A 17416-nucleotide genomic window follows, 5' to 3' on the forward strand; every position below is an offset into this window, starting at 1 on the left:
ATAATACAATAAAAGCGTTTCCACACCTACTATTGTTGGTTAATATGCAAAATTAAAGCTATAATGTTCTCGCTTACAAAATAAAAAAACCACATTTGTCATACTTATCGATATATACAAAAAATAATTTGAACGTTAAGATGGTGTGATAATGAAATGAGATTATAGATAAAGGTGAAACAATGGAGAACTTACTAAATGAATTAACAGAAAAGTGTTGGATGATCAAAAATGCTTTTAAAATGGATGTTGAAGTCATAGATGAACAATTGAGAACCATTCTACACATCTCAGATGACACAGAACCCCTCATCATGACAGAAACTAAGAAGGGGATGTATGCTCTTTTTCAAAAAGCACTGATGAAGGCAAAGAAACATAGTTTTTGTTTTCAAACAGATTCCTTTGGCCTTTCCTATTTCGCCATAGCCATTATCACCCATGAAACGCATAAAGGGATGGTCATAGTAGGTCCTTTTTTAAAAGAACAGGTAACAAATTCTTTCATTTGGCATGTAATTAAGGAAAACCATTTGGAAAATAGCTGGTTCAAATCTTTGGAAAACTATTATAAATCCATTGCCTATATTGGAGAATCACACTTAGCATTAGGAGATCTTTTAGTGAATATTTATGGACATCCTCCTATAAAATCTCAAATCATCACAATGGTAAGCAATGAGGGGGACAATCCTAAAAAGCTTCAACCACAAGAATTTGATGAAGATGATTTTGATATTAAACTAAGATATGAGATTGAGAAAAAACTTTTACACTTTATTGAGGTAGGAAATACCGAAAAGGCTCTGGAAACATTAGTAGACTTTTCGGGAGATTTCTTATACAGGGTGCCTGGAAATCCTTTAAGAGCAAAAAAAAATATTGCTTTCAGCTACAGTACCATGCTTCGTTTGGCAGCCAATAAGGGTGGAGTAGCTCCACAATATTTGCATGGAATTTCAGAAAAGTTTGCCATAAAAATTGAGGAAACCATCACCTTATCTGAACTAGATCTGTTGGAAGTGGCCATGACAGAAGAATATTGTAATGCTGTGAGAAGCTTTACGATGAAAGGACATAGTTCAGTGGTCAAACAGGTACTTATGTATATCAATCTTCATTTTAGTGAACCGATAAATCTACAATCGGTAGCAGATGAACTTGGTTTTAATAGGACCTATATAGCAAAGAAATTTAAAGATGAGATGAATATGACGGTCATTGAATATATTCAGAAGAGAAGAATCGATGAAGCAGTCTTTCTCATTGAACAGGGACAATCATCGATCACGGATATTAGCTATATGGTTGGATTTAGCAGCTATAATTATTTTTGCAAAGTATTTAAGGAAATAAAAGGAATGACGGCAACGGAGTATAAGAATGGTAGAAGAGTCAACGCATGAAAAACTCATATGTCTACTCTTTTAAAAGTGGGAGATGCATTTTTGGGTTAGAGACAATGCCAAGCCATACCATTTGTATAGTGATTGGATCTTTTATCCCACTCTCAACGGGCAGTAAAGGTCCGATTGGTTCATCTAACCATCAGTGGGGGATTCACTTTATCACAGATTAACAAAAAGGGAAACTTCCACTCATGGAAGTTTCCCTTTACCCTTGAACGCCAGCCCAGAAAATATTCCAAGTAATCTGTTGTACTTTTTCATACGCCTGACTGTTTTCATATAATAACTGAACATCGAGGCCGTCTAATAGCGTGGCATACGCAATCGCACATTCTTCAGGACTTAAACGACAGGTATGCATGGAAAAGCAAGCGGCAACCTCTTCTTTAAGAATGGCCAAATATAAACGGAATTGGGAGATGACATAGTCATAAACCTCCAATGGCGTAAAAGATGACAATACTAGCATAAATGAAGCATTAGGATTCGTTAGAAAACGATTTTTATGTTCCGTTAAAAAGTTGTACAACTGATGTTCGATAGGTTCTTCTGCATGATCCTGAAAATAGTTCTGCACAAACAATCGTTCTTCTTGTACGACATCTTGATAGACTTCCAAAAATAGTTCCTTTTTGGTTGAATAGTGATATGAAAGAGATTGCTTCCGAATTCCTGTTTCTTCCGCAATTTGGGCCATCTTCGTTCCCTCATATCCAAATTGGTTAAAATGTTTAATCGCTATCTTTTTTATCTGTTCTTTGCTCATTTTTTACCTCCATAAGTCAAACATAACATAGGCTAGAGTCGTAATTCTATGCTAATTTTCTCTTCTTTTTCATTTGTAAAATGAAAGTAGCATGAATAAAATATAGGAGTAAATATAAGACATAGGTAATGATCGCTACATAGAATACAGCCTCATAGGAAAAGGCTTCTGCCACCATACCAAGTAAAATAGAGCCTCCGCCGATTCCTAAATCATAAAAATTAAAAAAGGATCCGATCGCATTTTCATGGTCATGTTCCTCCACTAGGTTCAAGCATACAGTCTGAAGAGCAGGAAAAATGGCTCCAAATCCCATTCCATATAGGAAACCAGCCAAGAGAAACATAATCTCATTTTGAGCCACGATAAAGATAATCAAACCAGCAATGCTAATCACTCCAGCAGGGATTAAAACATAACCAGGTCCGAGGTTGTCAAACATTTTACCAGAAACCAACCGCACGAGAAGACCTGCAATTGCTACAATGAAGAAAAACCATGCGACATTTTCAAATCCTTTATCGATTGCGTATAAAGTAGTGAATGACATGATTCCACCAGAGCTTATTCCCGTCATAAAAGTAAGAATAGATGGAAATAGCACACGTTTTTCGATCAACTTAACCGTAGTGGTTGGAGCTTCTACTGTACTTAATTCATTTGCCATGTTAGGTTTTCGAGAAATGAAAAGCGTTGTCAATAGGGCTAGTAAAATGAACGCTGTACACCCCATAAATAAGCCTCCGAAATGAGAGTTTTCTAGGATACTGACCCCCATTAACGGTCCAACAGACATGGCCATCGTCTCTCCCACTCCGAAATACCCCATACCTTCTCCTCGACGATCCTCAGGAATATTTTCAGCTGCGATGGTCGTAAAATAGGTAGTAGCTAAGCCAAAACCAAAACCATGAATCACTCGGATAAGAATCATTATCCCAATACCTGACGATAGGTAGTATAATCCACTAGAAAGAGCACATATTGCGATACCGATGATTAATAAATATTTTTTATCCATTTTGGTAGCGAGAACACCTGCAAAAGGCCGAATGAGAATCGCTGAAAACACAAATATTCCTGTCACTAATCCAATTTGTGTAGGATCTCCACCAATATGTGAAACAAATAGAGGCAAGGTCGGAAGCAACATCTCGAACGCCCCAAATAATAAGGCATTGGCCAACATGACAAAAATAAAAGAACGGCTCCATAGCTTTACCTTTGAAGTTTGTTTTGTAATAACAGTCATATGAATCCCTCACATTATAAATTTTATCTCGAAGATATGGAATTCATTGTATCTGACTTAAGACAGAATGTAAATTATATTTAGAAGATTCATAGGTATTTTTAATAAAATTTACAGATAGTTTGAATAACCAAAACCAAAATCAAAATCAAGCGTTTTTTAAAATCATGATGCTATACAAAACTCCTATGGCGTTAAAACACCACCTTGTACTATGAAGGATCCATTCTGTAGCATACTACACTCACCTAATCACAATGGTGACCTTTATTTGCAGTAAATATATTGATTAAATAAGGAAGTCACACCCTTAATAAGGCGAAAATTGCTTTCAGCTTCCACATCCTTTATCAAAATTTAAAAGCTACCAATAATTTATAAAAAACAGCCAATTTTTTAGCATTTTGTGAAGTATTACACTTACACTATCCTGCCCCTATAGATTAAGTACAATCTTTCACAAACACCACACTAGCATTACAATAAGTATTCAATTTTGCTTGAGATTCTTACTCCATTAAATGGCCCGTTTGTTGAATAAAGTTTCGTTCGTTGATAACCAGAGTTGTAGTACAAGAGTGTCTAGACTTTTAAATAGGAATTCTTAAAAATGACACAGAAATTTATACAATATCAAACCCCTTTTCAAATCAAGATTTTTTCTCCTAAGTATAGATAAAAGCGGATTTACAACGTTAGGTTATCCCAATGTTAAAAGCCCAATTTCTCAGTATTATTAACGAGAAATTAGGCTTTCTTTATTTCACAATCGCGCCCTTTAATTGAATAACTAAAGTCTGACCTCACTCATAATATTACTTAATTCTTCTTCAACTAACGCCCTCTTTTGTGTAAGTATATCTTTTCACATTTAATCTAAATCAAACTCAAACTAAAAACCTGCAAGTTTAGCTTATCAAATACGTTTCATGAAGTCCTTTTTCGTTGGGCACATGAAACTGGACATATTTTAAATAATCCAGTTGCAACAATATATTATGTCTTCTAGTTTGAATACCCTCTTTTTAACTTTAGTAATGAAAATAAGCCAAAACTATGCAACTCTGTATAAAAAGCTGCATAATATCGGCTCTAAGGATTTTATACGTTTTAGAAGATTAGCTTTTCGTTATATTAACAGAGCCTTTCTAATTAAAAATTATAGGAAAAGTAAATGTAACGAAAGCTGCCCAAAGTCCGTAGAACGGCAAATACTTTGTAACGGCATCTTGAATAGTTGAAGGTCCGGATTTGTTTTGTAGAAAACGCATATAGGAGAGCATAATCCAAATTAGATTTGCCCAGATAAGTATGTTTACTCCTAAAACAGCAAGTCTATTAGGCGTAATCCCATAAGAAGAAAGTCTGAACACGATGGCTGACAAAGCCACACTGTCTATGATAAGCGCAAGAACAATTAAGGCAAAATTTATATAATCTGAAATGTTCTTTTTCTCGTCTGTGTCGCTCTCGATAATGGAAAATATGGTAACGGCCAATACACCAAGGAGTATTCCGTTGAAGGCTATCAGGAAATTTCGGTCCAAGAATGGATTTTTTCCGACCCATATAACCGTTATAAGATAGACCAACAACGTGACCAGGACAAGAGGACTAAAAATTTTAGCTATATATGGTGTAATATTCTTTGCAAGTTTAAGATTCATTGATACCAGGTATGCAGCCACAATAGCGAGAGCTGCAGCACCAAATAAAACGACATTACTAAAATAGAAGTCTTCTATATCCAAGCCAACAAAGCTAAATAACTGCATGGTTAATGCTGCTAGTACCATTCCGCTAACTGCCATGCTGGCGTAGAGAATACAATATTCCAAATTAAATTTAATATAGGCTAATCTTGTACTGCCTTTTGAATATTCATTTCCTGTAAATGCAAGCCCTACCAATACCCATAAGAATATGGGAAGGTGTAAATAAGCAAGGATAATACTGTCTTTAAAATTTAATGGCAGCATATTAAGATAAAACCCGGAAATTAGGAACAGCGCTGCAATGGAATAAATAACACTTTTTTTCGGAGTATTATTGTAAACAAAATAGGCAGCAATAAAGGGAATTATACCAAAAGCCAGGTTAATTGGAGCAATTGCTTCCTGTTCGACAAAATGGAAAATGATCCTGGTGCTTATCCCGGCCAGAATGGCTAAAATGCCCATGAATAAGAAACCTTTTTGAATCAAAGAAGATTTTTCCGTATTTGCCGTCTCCTTGAAATGCAATCTTTCATACCAAACACCAAGAACCTGAGAATCAGGATTTTGTTCCCATGCTTGTGAGAATGACTTATTAAAAGCTTTCGGGTCTTTTCTATACATTCTCTCCAGCTCATGGGGGTTAGCAATATTTTCAATAATCAAATTGTTAATGTCCATAGTTGCACAGTATTTGATTTTCTTTAAAGCTTTTACAGATAAATCAGAGAAAGCTTTATTTTTGTCAATATAGCGTAAGAGTATGAAAGCCTGATACAAAGCAAAGTAAAAAGGTATCGCCGATGCATCAAAAGCGATGAAAACGATATATTTTATAAAAGCAAACTCTGGAAGCAATTTTGCTGCAAGGTTCGCCATCTCAGGCACCAAAAAGATGCACAGAGCAAGAACTGGGACTCCTAAAAGAATAACAGCTATTATTAAAAACAACGTTGTTACTTTTTCCATAAAAAGCACCTCACTTATTTATTACGATTTTGATTTTAATATACATTTTATCGTTTTACAATAATTTTTTATTAATTAGGATAACATTTTTATTGTATATTTTTGTTTTAAGCAAAAATAAAAAGCATTCCTCATTCAAAGAAAAAAATTTATAATATAAGCCCAAAAAATATTTAAGGTTGGTGTGCTTATTCAAGTAAACTCCGATGTAAGTTGAATTAATTCCCAGAATAGAAACCACATCGACCTCCTTTAAAATTAGATTATTGACTTATCTTGTTCAAGAATTTGGCCCTATAATGGAAATAGGGCTGTTCCTTATTACAGAAACGCGCCCTTTCATAAAATAACATGACTGACGTTTTTAAATAACTTTATTGTTCCTTAAAACCTACCACTTATTGAAGTAAAGCACCCTTTACTTTAAGTACAACACTTCACAAATTATTGATATTTTAAGAAAATGGCCCCCTTCTTTTTTCCTTTTTTTTGCATATAATGTTTACATAATGAGAACATACATCTGTATTTGTTCTTGTGATGATAATATAAATATTAATATTAGCAATGATGATAATGTTTTGGGGGTGATTTAGAATGAAGAAATTGAAAAAGTTTGCTGTTGCTTTTGGGATCGCTGGAATGCTGGTTTCAGGTGTGGGAGCTGCAAATCCTGTTGAGGCTGCATGGTCCAATGTTGAACAGTCTCATTATGAAAAAGGGATTTTGATTGGGTGGGCTGATGGCAATTCTTTTGAAGTGAAAACATCTTCCGGTAAGTATATGGTTTTTAGATCATCTAATGATTGGTATAAAAAGAATTTAATCTCAGGAGAATCGTACACCTATTATTATTACACAAATAAATATGGGCAGAATATCATTAACAAAATTCAAAAGTAAATATAGAAAAAGCTTTGGGCATAAGAACCCAGAGCTTATGCTCAAAAAGTTCTCAAAATGTGTATTTTCTGCTGACAAAAAATCAATAGCGCGTTTCATTGTCCCCTTAAGTATATAAAGTGCTGTTTTTTTGAGTAATTGCCCAGTTATCAAACGCAATACGCCGTTCTATGTTATTATAATGCAGACAAAGACTGCCTTTTAACATACCCAAACCTTTAAATTCTTCGTATACGTCTGTCAAAGTTGATATTTTCCCTTGCTATTCTTCAACAATCTGTCCCTTTCATGCAAAAAGCGCATATCAGATCCTCTGAAAATGCGCCCTTTAATTGAATAACTATAAACTTAGTTCTTAATCCTAAAATCACTTAATTCTTCTTAATCTACAAGTAGTGATTTACATGAGGTCATGGTAACTCCAACCGAATACACCCTCACTGACATTAATGTTGGTAACTATATAAGAAATCTTCGTTCATCTAGATTATTTCCTTGAAGGAATTATTTGTGATTCTTTCAGTTTCTTTAATTCCTGAATTTTTTTTAATCCCTAAGAAGTTCTTTCTAATAAGTCTGCATGACAATGGCAAGCTACTTCATGGCCATTTCCTAATGATTCAACTTTAGGTGATTTGCTGTGACAAACACTTACCTGGTGAGGACACCTCGTTACAAACGAACATCCAACTGCCTCTCTTGTAGCATCCACTTCACCATCAAGAATCAACCTCTCCCTATTCTTTATAAAATAGTTTAAATCTTTGACAACCGAAACTAGGGCCTTAGTATAAGGATGGGATGGAACATGAATAATTTTTTGAGTGGGACCAATTTCTACGATTCGCCCCTGATACATTACAGCAATCCGGTCACACATATAACTTGCCGTCGATAAATCATGGGTAATGAACATCATCGTTAACCCCATCTTCTTTCTCAATTCAAGGAGAATATTTAATATCTCTGCACGTACAGAAACATCTAACATCGAGGTTGGTTCATCAGCTGCTATAAATGAAGGTTTCAAAATTATGGCTCTCGCTATAGCTATTCTTTGCCGTTGCCCTCCGCTTAACTGGTGTGGATAACGATACATATAATCTTCAGCAGGTTTTAATTTGATGGATTCAATAGCTTCTTTAACTAGTTTGACTTTTTCTTCGTATTCCAGTTTTTTTTCATGAGCGTTAAGGGGCTCCATTAATATATCGACAACCCTCATACCAGGATTTAGCGTATCATAAGGATCTTGAAAGATCATTTGCATTTTTTTTCTGATTTTATTGGTTTCTGATTCCTTTAATTTACATAGGTCAACTCCATCAAACCAAACTTCACCACTCGTTTCTTTCATTAAACGCATGACCATTCTTGCTGTTGTTGTTTTTCCACATCCACTTTCGCCAATAATCCCCAGAATTTCGCCTTTTCTAATTTCAAAATTCACATTGTTTACTGCAAATACATCTGTTTTCTTTCTTTTCAGTAGGGTTCTTGTCTTTTTAACAAACGTTTTCTTTAAATGATTTACCTTGAGCAGAACTGATTTATCCATTTTGTTCCTCCTCTAAAAAACAGGCCACATAATGTCCCGGTTTGATTTCCATAAACTCGGGTGTTTCCTGTCTGCATCGGTCAAATGCATAAGGACATCTAGTATGGAAACGGCAACAAGTAGGAATATTAACTAGGCTAGGAACACTTCCCGGAATAGATATGACTTCACGCTCCGAATTAGTAAGATCAGGGGTTGCATTTAACAAAGCTTTTGAATAAGGATGTCTTGCATCATTTAGAATTTCTTTCGTTGAAGCCCACTCTACTAAATTACCTGCATACATGATCGCTATTCTATCACAAATAGAAGTTACCATTGGTAGATCGTGAGAAATAAGGATAACTGACAAATTCATCTTCTTTTGTAAATTTTTGATCAAGGCAATAACCTGAGCCTGTGTTAGCACATCGAGACCAGTTGTGGACTCATCAGAGATAACCAATTTTGGATTACAAGCTAGTGCCATCGCTATGGCTACGCGTTGCTTCATACCTCCGCTAAATTCATGAGGGTAGCTTTTCCACCGCTCTCCATCAATTCCTACCAGTTCGAGCAACCTCTTCGTACGTTCAACGGCTTCTTTTTTATTTACATTATCATGAAGCAAGATCGCCTCGATAATTTGGTCTCCGACAGTGTAAACTGGATTTAATGCATTCATCGCACTTTGAGGAATAACCGAAATTTCTCTCCATCTTAAACCAGTAAGTTCTGAATCCGTAGCTTTTAAAAGGTTTTTTCCATTTAAGTAAACACTGCCTGCCACCACTTTTCCTGGGTATTCTATTAACCTTAAAATAGATTGGGCCACAGTCGTTTTTCCGCAGCCAGACTCCCCAATTAACCCAAGCATCTCCCCTTTATCTACAGAAAAAGAAACGTTCTCAACAGCCTTTGCAATCCCTTTATCAGTTCTAAAAAATGTGGACAGTTTTTCTACTGATAGCACAGTACTCATACATTATTGCTCCTTTCTCAGCCGAGGATTCAATATTTCTTCTAAGGAATAACCTGTAAAGGCAAAACTAATAACAAGTGTTGTTATTAATAATCCTGGCGGCAAAACCCACCAAATCCAAGCATCCGTTATAAAGGCACCTCTGGCCTGTGCATAATACAAAATTGTTCCCCAGCTCTTTGTAAATGGGTCACCTAGTCCGAGGAAGCTTAGAGAAGCCTCAATTAATATCGAATGACTTGCAGCTAAAACAAATTGTGAAAGGGCAATCGGTATCACACCGGGCAAAATGTGTCGGGTTAAGATGGCCCCTACACCTGTACCAATCGATCTAGCAGCTTCAACATAACCTTTAGTTTTTAAAGTTAATACCTGGGACCGAATGACCCTTGCCGGAGATGCCCAAGAAATAAGACTGATAACTAAAACTATATTCCAGAAACTTGGACCGATAAAGGCCGCCAATAATATCATTAGTGGAAGAAATGGGATAACTAAAACTAAATCTACTAATCTCATTAGGAATGAATCAACTTTTCCCGAAAAATAACCTGCAATAACACCGATAAGACAGCCTAAAATAATTGAGATTAAAGCGGCAATAACGCCAATTAAAAGTGACACTCTAGTACCATACAGCAGTTCACTGAATATGTCCTGACCTATATCGTTTGTACCGAGCAGGAAAACACCATTTGGCTTCATAAATGGTGAGCCAACTCTTTCTGTAGGATCAAATGGGGCAATGAATGGAGCAAAAAGAGCAATACATAAAAATATTACAAGTAAGGACACTCCAAATAATCCCAATTTATTTGAGGATAACACCCTCCAATAATGCTTCCATTTTTGTTTATCCATTATGTCTTCCCACCTTTGGATCCAGAAACGGATATATTAAATCCGCCAAAAAATTAGCGATAACTACACTGAAAGTAATTATTAAAAAGGTTGCTTGAATAAGAGGATAATCACGGCTAAGGACGGATTCGAACATCAATCGCCCTACTCCCGGATAGGCAAATACTGTCTCTATTACTGTAGCACCACCCAGTGTGAATCCAAGACTTAGCATAAATACTGTTGCGACTGGTAACAACGCATTTCTCATTGCATGCTTATATCTTATTACCTTTTCTTTCACACCCTTTGCTTTAGCAATCATAATGTAATCTTCACCTAATACATTTAACATTGAGTATCGCATGATCATAAACGTACTTGTTACAGAGATTAGTACTAGCGTCGTCAAAGGGAGAATAAGATGTTTTACAATATCAATAAATCGATCCATTCCCTTTAAATTAGACCAGGCACTTTCTGCACCGAATACCGGCAGCCAGCCTAATTGTACTGAAAAAACGGAGACTAAAATCATTCCAACCCAAAAGGAAGGCATTGCACTTAGAAACATAAACATCGTTAGAAGATTCACATCGGTTTTTGTCCCTCGTTTCCAAGCTGATATCGTACCAAAAAGAACTCCGATAATAGTAGATAATACTAATCCTAGTCCAGACAAAAGCATGGTCCAAGGAAGTCTTTCCTTTAGCAATTCAATAATCGGGCGTTTTTGCTGATAAGAAAAACCAAAATCCCCAGTAAAAATATTTTTTAAATAAGTCCCATATTGCTGAACAATGGAATCATTTAATCCATGTTTTTCTAATATCGCCTCTTTTTCTGCACTGGACATAAACCCAACATCTTCTCCAGCCAAAAATACTAGAGGATTTCCTGGCATCACCCTCGGTAATAAAAAGTTCAGTGTCACCATTAGTATTATGACTATGACATATTGCAAAAACTTTCCTGCCACGAATTTACCCATACCCTTCACCTCTCTGATGGATGAAAAAGTTCCCGCAAAAAACAAACGTTTTTACGGGAATTTGTATTTATTAAATATCAAAATCGTCTTTATCTGTTTTCTTTTTCTTTCTTAAGAAGAAGGCCAGCACAGCGATCAGTAACACTCCTATGAAAATATATACACTTGTGTTGTTCTGGGCTACTTCACTACTATCAGTCTGATTATCTTCAGCTGACTTCTCGTCATTCTTTGGTTGTTCATTAGCTGGCTGCTCAGGCTTCTCCCCCAAGACAAATGATAATTTATTTATAATCCCTTTTCCTACTTGGAACACAAATCCGTCATATACTTTTGGATTATATGCATTGACAATTTCTTGGTAATAAAGCGTAATAATCGGTGAGTCTTCCGCTACAAACGCCTGCAATTGTTTTATCAAATTTGTTCTTTCTGTTTCATCAATTGTGTTCTTAAGTTTCTCAGCAAGTGCATCAAACTCAGGATTTTTATACGCACCAATATTAACTGAACCAAGAGTTGGGTCTGAATGGAATAGATCTACTAATCTGTCAGGGAATAACTGCATTGTATTAGACCAGCTCCAAACACCTAAATCATAATCTCTACCTTTGCTAACATCAAAATCCGGCCACATTAATGAATCTACTGTAGTAGAATCCATCGCTTTTACAGTATTTTTTATTCCAACATTATGTAATGCTTCCGAAATTAATTCTGCTGTCCGAATTCTGATAGGGTTATTTGAATATACAAGTGTTGTTAAATCTATTTTCTTCCCTTGCTGATCTTCCCTGAACCCATCACCATCTGTATCCTTAAAGCCCGCATCCTCTAATATTTGTTTTGCTTTTTCCTGATCAAAAACGGGCTTCAAGTTATTGTTGTAGAAAGGAGAGGAAGGATGAATAAATCCTGGGCTTCCAACTTCCGCAAGACCTAATAGCACCGTTTTCACTAAATTTTCTTTGTCGATTGCATAATCAATCGCCTGACGGAACGCTTTCTCTGTCATCGGGTATTTTTCCGCATTAATCTGGAAGAGTGATGTACTGTATCCAGGTCCTCTAGCCACTTTTAGGGAAGGGTTGGTTTCAAATTGGTTAACAAGTTCTGGAGAAATACTTGATGAAATAACATCAATCTCACCTGATTGAAGTGCGTTAAACATGGCTGTTGAATCCTCAATAATAGGAAAAATTATTTCCTCAATCGGCGGTGCTCCTTTAAAGTAATCCTTATTGGCCTTCATTTTGTAAAATTGTCCCGATTTATGTTCTTCTAAAATGTATGGACCGCTCCCTAATGCATTCATTTCATCATCAGGCTTATCGATCGTAGACCAAATATGTTTTGGTAAAATCGGTAGATCAGCTAGAGGCTGTATCATGAAGTTAGGATCTGCTTTTGATAAAACTAAAGATAATTTAATTTCGTCGGTAACATTTATTGCGGAAATCGATTTGAGTGGATTCGTGAAGCGAGATTTAGGATATTTGATGAAATATTCCATCGTGAATTTAACATCTTCAGCTGTAAGCGGCTTTCCATCATGCCATTTTACTTCGTCATGAAGAGTAAATTCATAGGTTAAGCCGTCATCACTAACCTTGTAGTCTTTAACCAGCCAGGGAACTGGTTTATTATCTACATCCAATTGGAAAAGATTATCATAGAGTAAGTTCATTAAGTCCAAGCCAGGATAACCGGTAACATAGGTATATGGATTAAGACCATTTTCGTCTTTAGTGATTCCTACTTTTAACGAAGCTACCGTTGTTTCTGCACTTGCCGTGGAAAAATTAGAAAGAATTATTGTAAAAATTAACAGTACACTTAGTAAATTTTTATTCATTTAAGACTCCCCTTATTATTCTTATACTATAAGTTCTGATAGGTGGAAATTGCCTTCTCTTTTATAGGCTTCAGCAAGAGCAAAATGCCCGTGTGAGTGGCAAGACGGTGATAAACATGGATGGCTTTGTCCAAGACCCTGCCTTACATATTATTTAGCCTCTTTTTTTGAAGGAAATAAATAATGCTAATAATCCTACAATTAGAGCTGCAATAGAAAGGTAAAGTGGAACATTGTTAGAGCTTGTTTTTGTTTCCTCTGCATTTACTTTCTCTTCAGTAGCTTTTTGGTCATTTGAGGATGTATCAGTTGATTTTTCTAAATGTCCATGTCCATCTGATGGATCAGCTGGGTTTACTACTGTCACAGAAGCTGGTTTTTCAGCATCTGGTGCTCCAACCCATTCAACAACACTTCCATCTTGATATGTTTGATACGCTTTCCAAACAATTTCATTTGCGTCATCTGCAACTTTTCCTTGCATATTAAACTGACCAAATTCTGTTGAAGATAAACCTTTGCCTTCTGTCGTCCAGATAACACTTGTAATTTTGCCTGAAGCATCTTTTTGAACTTCATATTTCCATCCTGATTTCGGTTCAAAGCGTGTAATGTTCACTTCCGTTGGAAATTTAACTTCTATCTTCATTGTAGGAATGGTTTCATTCTCAGATGGAACCCGAACAGTAAACACTTCATATTTACCTTGTAAAGTTTCCTGTGGTTGTACGGTTACATGGGCACTTGCCACACCAGTAAAAAGAGAGATTGCACCAATCATTACTATCATTAGTGTTAATAATTTTTTCTTCATAGATGAATTCTACAGTCGCTTTTTTTAGGTTCTTCGCTACTTACATTCTCCTAATTACACCCCGATAAGATGAACAAGGATACAACTGCTGATATAGTTGTAGTATATAGTTTTTTTCTTTTTTGTCTCATGATATCCCCCTGATCTCGCATACATAAATGCGCTTACATTTTATCTTGCAAATAAGAAATTCAAATGAGAAATTCTTGAAAGTTTATTGAACTTTTTCCTGAATTTTAAAATGTTAATATTTGTTTTTCTTTATCAATTGTAAGCATCATATTTTAATCCTCTCATTCATAATAATTACTAAAGTTTTAAATGTTTTTCAGTAATAACCTGTATCTCTTCATTTTTATAATAACAAGATTATATCTTTTCCCATTGTAAAAAACGGAATAAAATGATAAAAATTGTTGGTTTTTAACAACATTACTAATTACAATACTCAATTTCCATAATCTTAGATTTTTCGCATTATGCCTCTAAGCAATCACTGACCGAAATCAGCAGTTCCTCTTGTTAAATTAACCTGCAACATTAGTTTAAGTACATTTCTTCACAATCTCCATTTGTGTAAAATAAATATTCATTTAACTTACTAATCGTTACTAAACAATCTGGCCCTTTCGTATTATAAGGTCAATCAGAAAAGAAAATATTTCTGATTGACCTTTTTTTATATCGATATATGATTGCGGTAGCTGGGGTAGAACGTTCTGGCCCTTGGGACTCGATCCCGTCCATTAAACAGTTCGCCCCCTACTTGTAGAAACATGATTGAGGCTGGTTGGGACAATAATCTCGTATAACAAGCGAAGCTATGATATTACATGGAGGAATAGGGGTTACCGGTTAATAGATTTTCAGGAGGGGATAAATGATGAATCCAGTCATTGGTCTGGATGTGGCAAAAGGTGAAAGTCAGGTTCAAGCATTCTTGGATAAAGCAGCCGTACAAAAAGAGCTTCAAAATAGCGCATACTCTTGAAGGGTTAAGTAATCTTCTAGATTTTATTAGAGAAGTAGAATATGTATCAGTAGGACGGCCTCCCATTGTGTTAGAGTCCACTGGACATTATCACACACCAATTGTCCAGTATTTTGAGGACAGAGGGTATTCATTAATTATCGTGAACCCTCTCATATCGTATCGGGCTAAGAGTTCTAGTTTGCGCAAGGTAAAGACGGATATCATTGACGCTTATCACCTCTGCGAGCTGTACTATAAAGAGGACTTAGAGCCTTATAAACAAAGAGGAATCCAACTCTTAAACCTTCGTAATATTGGTGATTTTATTATTTTCAAACTTATTCTGATTGGATTTCCATAAATCAATCCCATTGCCTTGCCAATTGCCAACAATCTTGCTATTTTGGATTTTCACGCTATTCGCTTGGTCAAGTTTAATACCGATACGTTTCGTCGCAACGGAAATTCCTTCTAATTTATGATGCGAACCAGTAATATAAATGGCTGTGTCTTCCTTTTCTTTTCCGCAATGTTCTACTTTCATATTTTTTAAAGTAACGGACTCACCGCTGATCGTAACCGTCGGCTTTGATTGACAAGAACGAAGATGAACTTCCCCCTTTCCTACCAAGTTTATTGGCTTGTTGATGACCAATGTCTCCTCATACTCCCCGCTATCTATTTCAATCGTGGCTCCTGCACTAACCTCATCAATTTTAGATTGTATAGTACCTTCTGCTTTTGCAACAGTTGGTATGAAAACTGATAAAACGAGGCAAAACATGAGATATTTCAAAATGTTCATTGCTTTAGTATCCTCGCTCTCATATGGATTCCCTTTGAGGATATTGAAGTAGAGAAGATAAAACATGCAACCGGCTGTTAAAATCTGTTAAAAATAGGTAAACTTAGTAGTATGTTCGTCCTCTCTAATCGATTAACCCTTGCCGATATGCATAATGGGCAATTTGCACACGATTTTCTAAGTGAAGTTTGCTCAATATATTTTTCAGATGGCTTTTCACCGTATGTTCAGAAATAAACAGGGTTTTCGATATTTCTCTGTTTGACAGCCCCTCTGCAACATGCTGAAGTACTTCTAATTCCCTAGCTGACAATAGATCATGTTGTAAGGTTTTTTTTGGTTTGTTTGGAGAAAATTCCATTAAGATTCGAAAGGCGATTTCTTTTGACATAGGCACTTCATCCAGCGCAAATGCCCGTAAATATTCATACCAATGCTGAGAATGTATGTTTTTTAATAAGTAGCCTTGTGCACCATGCTTTAATGCGTCAAATAGATTTGTCACATCATCTGAAACAGTAATCATGACGATTTTGACAGAAGGAAACTTCATTTTAATAATTTTTGTAGCTTCTAATCCATCCATTACAGGCATTTGAATATCCATAAGGATAATATCCGGCATCAATTCTTCAGTAAGCATAATTGCTTCTTGGCCATTTTTTGCTTCACCGACAATTTTAAAATCATTGTAATTCTCTAAAATCATGCGGATTCCTTCTCTTGCATGCAAATGATCATCAACAATTAAAATATCAATCGGCATCTATTTTTTGCTCCTTTTTAAGCAGAATAACCGTTTCATTTTCAATCCTTTGTATTGAAAATTGCCAATTCATTGCCTCTGCTCTTTTTTCTATGATTTGAAGCCCTAACCCCGTTTCCATTTGATTCCTTTCAATTGAAAACCCGACCCCTTGATCCCGTATTTCACAAGTCCAGCCATGCATAGATTCCTTTGCTAAAATCCAGACTTTATTCGTCCTAGCATGTTTGATTACATTCATAACAGCTTCTCTTATACAAGCGAACAATTCGATTTTTTCTTTTGCTGACAGAGTTTGATCTTGAATTTCCCACTGAAAATCGATATCTACTGGGTAATTATTTTCGAGTTCTGTTAAGTATTGTTGAATGTTTTTTGTCCAGCTGAACAATTCCTGTGATGGTAGTTGTTTTAAATTTTGAATAGCTTGTCTTGTATCTTCATAAATGCGCTGCAATATTTGTTTTGTTTTTTGGAAGTCAAGATCCGTTTCGAGAGCTGCCTTTTCTCCAAATCGATTAAGATTTACAGAAAGCAGGAAAAGCGATTGAGCAATCCCATCATGCAACTCCCTTGCTAAATTTTCCCTCTCAATTAATGCAGCTTTTCTTGCTTTTTCTGTTTTTAGTTCCTCTTGAATTCCTTCTAAAATGGCAAACAGCTTTATTAAAATAATGACTGTAACAGCAAATACGATAATGGGGGACAGGATATTGCCCATTTCCATCGATAAATAAGGTAGTAAATATTCATGCCTTACATATTCCCAGATTCCAATTGTTATAGTCGGAAGAAGGAGAATAAGCCATTTTATTTGTCGATACTTCAACTTTTTCCCT

Annotated in this window: 14 protein-coding genes and 1 pseudogene; 3 read left to right on the forward strand and 12 right to left on the reverse strand. The window is 35.7% G+C overall.

The annotated features are described in order from the left end of the window. Positions 1–182: 182 nt before the first annotated feature. Positions 183–1406 (forward strand): AraC family transcriptional regulator, encoded by a 1224-nt coding sequence (locus V179_RS29075; RefSeq protein WP_051404896.1) that lies wholly within the window; start codon positions 183–185, stop codon positions 1404–1406. A gap of 208 nt (positions 1407–1614) precedes the next feature. Here V179_RS29075 and V179_RS0108545 read toward each other — a convergent pair whose 3' ends face one another. The 3 genes from V179_RS0108545 to V179_RS0108555 all read right to left on the reverse strand — a co-directional run bounded on the left by V179_RS0108545 (position 1615) and on the right by V179_RS0108555 (position 6111). Then, a complete protein-coding gene (locus tag V179_RS0108545; RefSeq protein WP_028391079.1) occupies positions 1615–2175 on the reverse strand; it encodes a TetR/AcrR family transcriptional regulator in 561 nt (186 codons plus the stop codon). A 46-nt stretch (positions 2176–2221) separates the two neighbouring features. Further along, a complete protein-coding gene (locus V179_RS0108550; RefSeq protein ID WP_028391080.1) occupies positions 2222–3427 on the reverse strand; it encodes an MFS transporter in 1206 nt (401 codons plus the stop codon). A gap of 1148 nt (positions 3428–4575) precedes the next feature. After that, positions 4576–6111 carry a DUF2975 domain-containing protein gene (locus tag V179_RS0108555; RefSeq protein ID WP_235178993.1) on the reverse strand — a complete coding sequence of 512 codons (1536 nt, stop codon included), beginning with the start codon at positions 6109–6111 and terminating at the stop codon, positions 4576–4578. A 597-nt stretch (positions 6112–6708) separates the two neighbouring features. Here V179_RS0108555 and V179_RS0108560 point away from each other — a divergent pair. After that, positions 6709–7014, forward strand: coding sequence for a hypothetical protein (locus V179_RS0108560; protein ID WP_028391082.1), 306 nt, complete (start codon positions 6709–6711; stop codon positions 7012–7014). A gap of 553 nt (positions 7015–7567) precedes the next feature. Here V179_RS0108560 and V179_RS0108565 read toward each other — a convergent pair. From V179_RS0108565 to V179_RS0108590, 6 genes are all read right to left on the reverse strand, one after another. Continuing rightward, positions 7568–8572 carry an ABC transporter ATP-binding protein gene (locus V179_RS0108565; protein WP_028391083.1) on the reverse strand — a complete coding sequence of 335 codons (1005 nt, stop codon included), beginning with the start codon at positions 8570–8572 and terminating at the stop codon, positions 7568–7570. Further along, positions 8565–9533: an ABC transporter ATP-binding protein gene (locus V179_RS0108570; RefSeq protein ID WP_028391084.1), complete on the reverse strand. Its 969-nt coding sequence runs from the start codon at positions 9531–9533 to the stop codon at positions 8565–8567. The genes V179_RS0108565 and V179_RS0108570 overlap by 8 nt, the downstream gene beginning before the upstream one ends. Positions 9534–9536: 3 nt before the next feature. After that, the gene (locus V179_RS0108575) at positions 9537–10394 is read right to left on the reverse strand and encodes an ABC transporter permease (protein WP_034300927.1); all 858 of its coding nucleotides are present in this window, start codon (positions 10392–10394) and stop codon (positions 9537–9539) included. Next, positions 10387–11364 (reverse strand): ABC transporter permease, encoded by a 978-nt coding sequence (locus V179_RS0108580; RefSeq protein ID WP_028391086.1) that lies wholly within the window; start codon positions 11362–11364, stop codon positions 10387–10389. The genes V179_RS0108575 and V179_RS0108580 overlap by 8 nt, the downstream gene beginning before the upstream one ends. Positions 11365–11434: 70 nt before the next feature. Next, positions 11435–13219 (reverse strand): ABC transporter substrate-binding protein, encoded by a 1785-nt coding sequence (locus V179_RS0108585; RefSeq protein WP_028391087.1) that lies wholly within the window; start codon positions 13217–13219, stop codon positions 11435–11437. Positions 13220–13373: 154 nt separating this feature from the next. Beyond that, positions 13374–14033, reverse strand: coding sequence for a YcnI family copper-binding membrane protein (locus V179_RS0108590; RefSeq protein ID WP_028391088.1), 660 nt, complete (start codon positions 14031–14033; stop codon positions 13374–13376). An 883-nt stretch (positions 14034–14916) separates the two neighbouring features. Between V179_RS0108590 and V179_RS29895 the strand changes: the two are divergent. Beyond that, positions 14917–15322 (forward strand): annotated as a pseudogene (locus V179_RS29895) (IS110 family transposase); the annotation flags it as partial. Here V179_RS29895 and V179_RS32185 read toward each other — a convergent pair. Genes V179_RS32185 through V179_RS0108610 form a run of 3 tightly spaced genes read right to left on the reverse strand, consistent with a single transcriptional unit; the run spans position 15305 to position 17406 of the window. Further along, positions 15305–15877, reverse strand: a complete 573-nt coding sequence (locus V179_RS32185; RefSeq protein WP_084552277.1) for a right-handed parallel beta-helix repeat-containing protein — start codon at positions 15875–15877, stop codon at positions 15305–15307. The pseudogene V179_RS29895 and the gene V179_RS32185 overlap by 18 nt on opposite strands. A 58-nt stretch (positions 15878–15935) precedes the next feature. Next, positions 15936–16577, reverse strand: a complete 642-nt coding sequence (locus V179_RS0108605; RefSeq protein ID WP_028391090.1) for a response regulator — start codon at positions 16575–16577, stop codon at positions 15936–15938. Next, complete coding sequence (locus V179_RS0108610) at positions 16567–17406, reverse strand: sensor histidine kinase (protein ID WP_028391091.1); 840 nt, start codon at positions 17404–17406, stop codon at positions 16567–16569. The genes V179_RS0108605 and V179_RS0108610 overlap by 11 nt, the downstream gene beginning before the upstream one ends. Between the last annotated feature and the right edge of the window lie 10 nt (positions 17407–17416).

It is taken from the genome of Bacillus cihuensis (assembly GCF_000504145.1).
Classification (GTDB): domain Bacteria; phylum Bacillota; class Bacilli; order Bacillales; family DSM-1321; genus Peribacillus; species Peribacillus huizhouensis.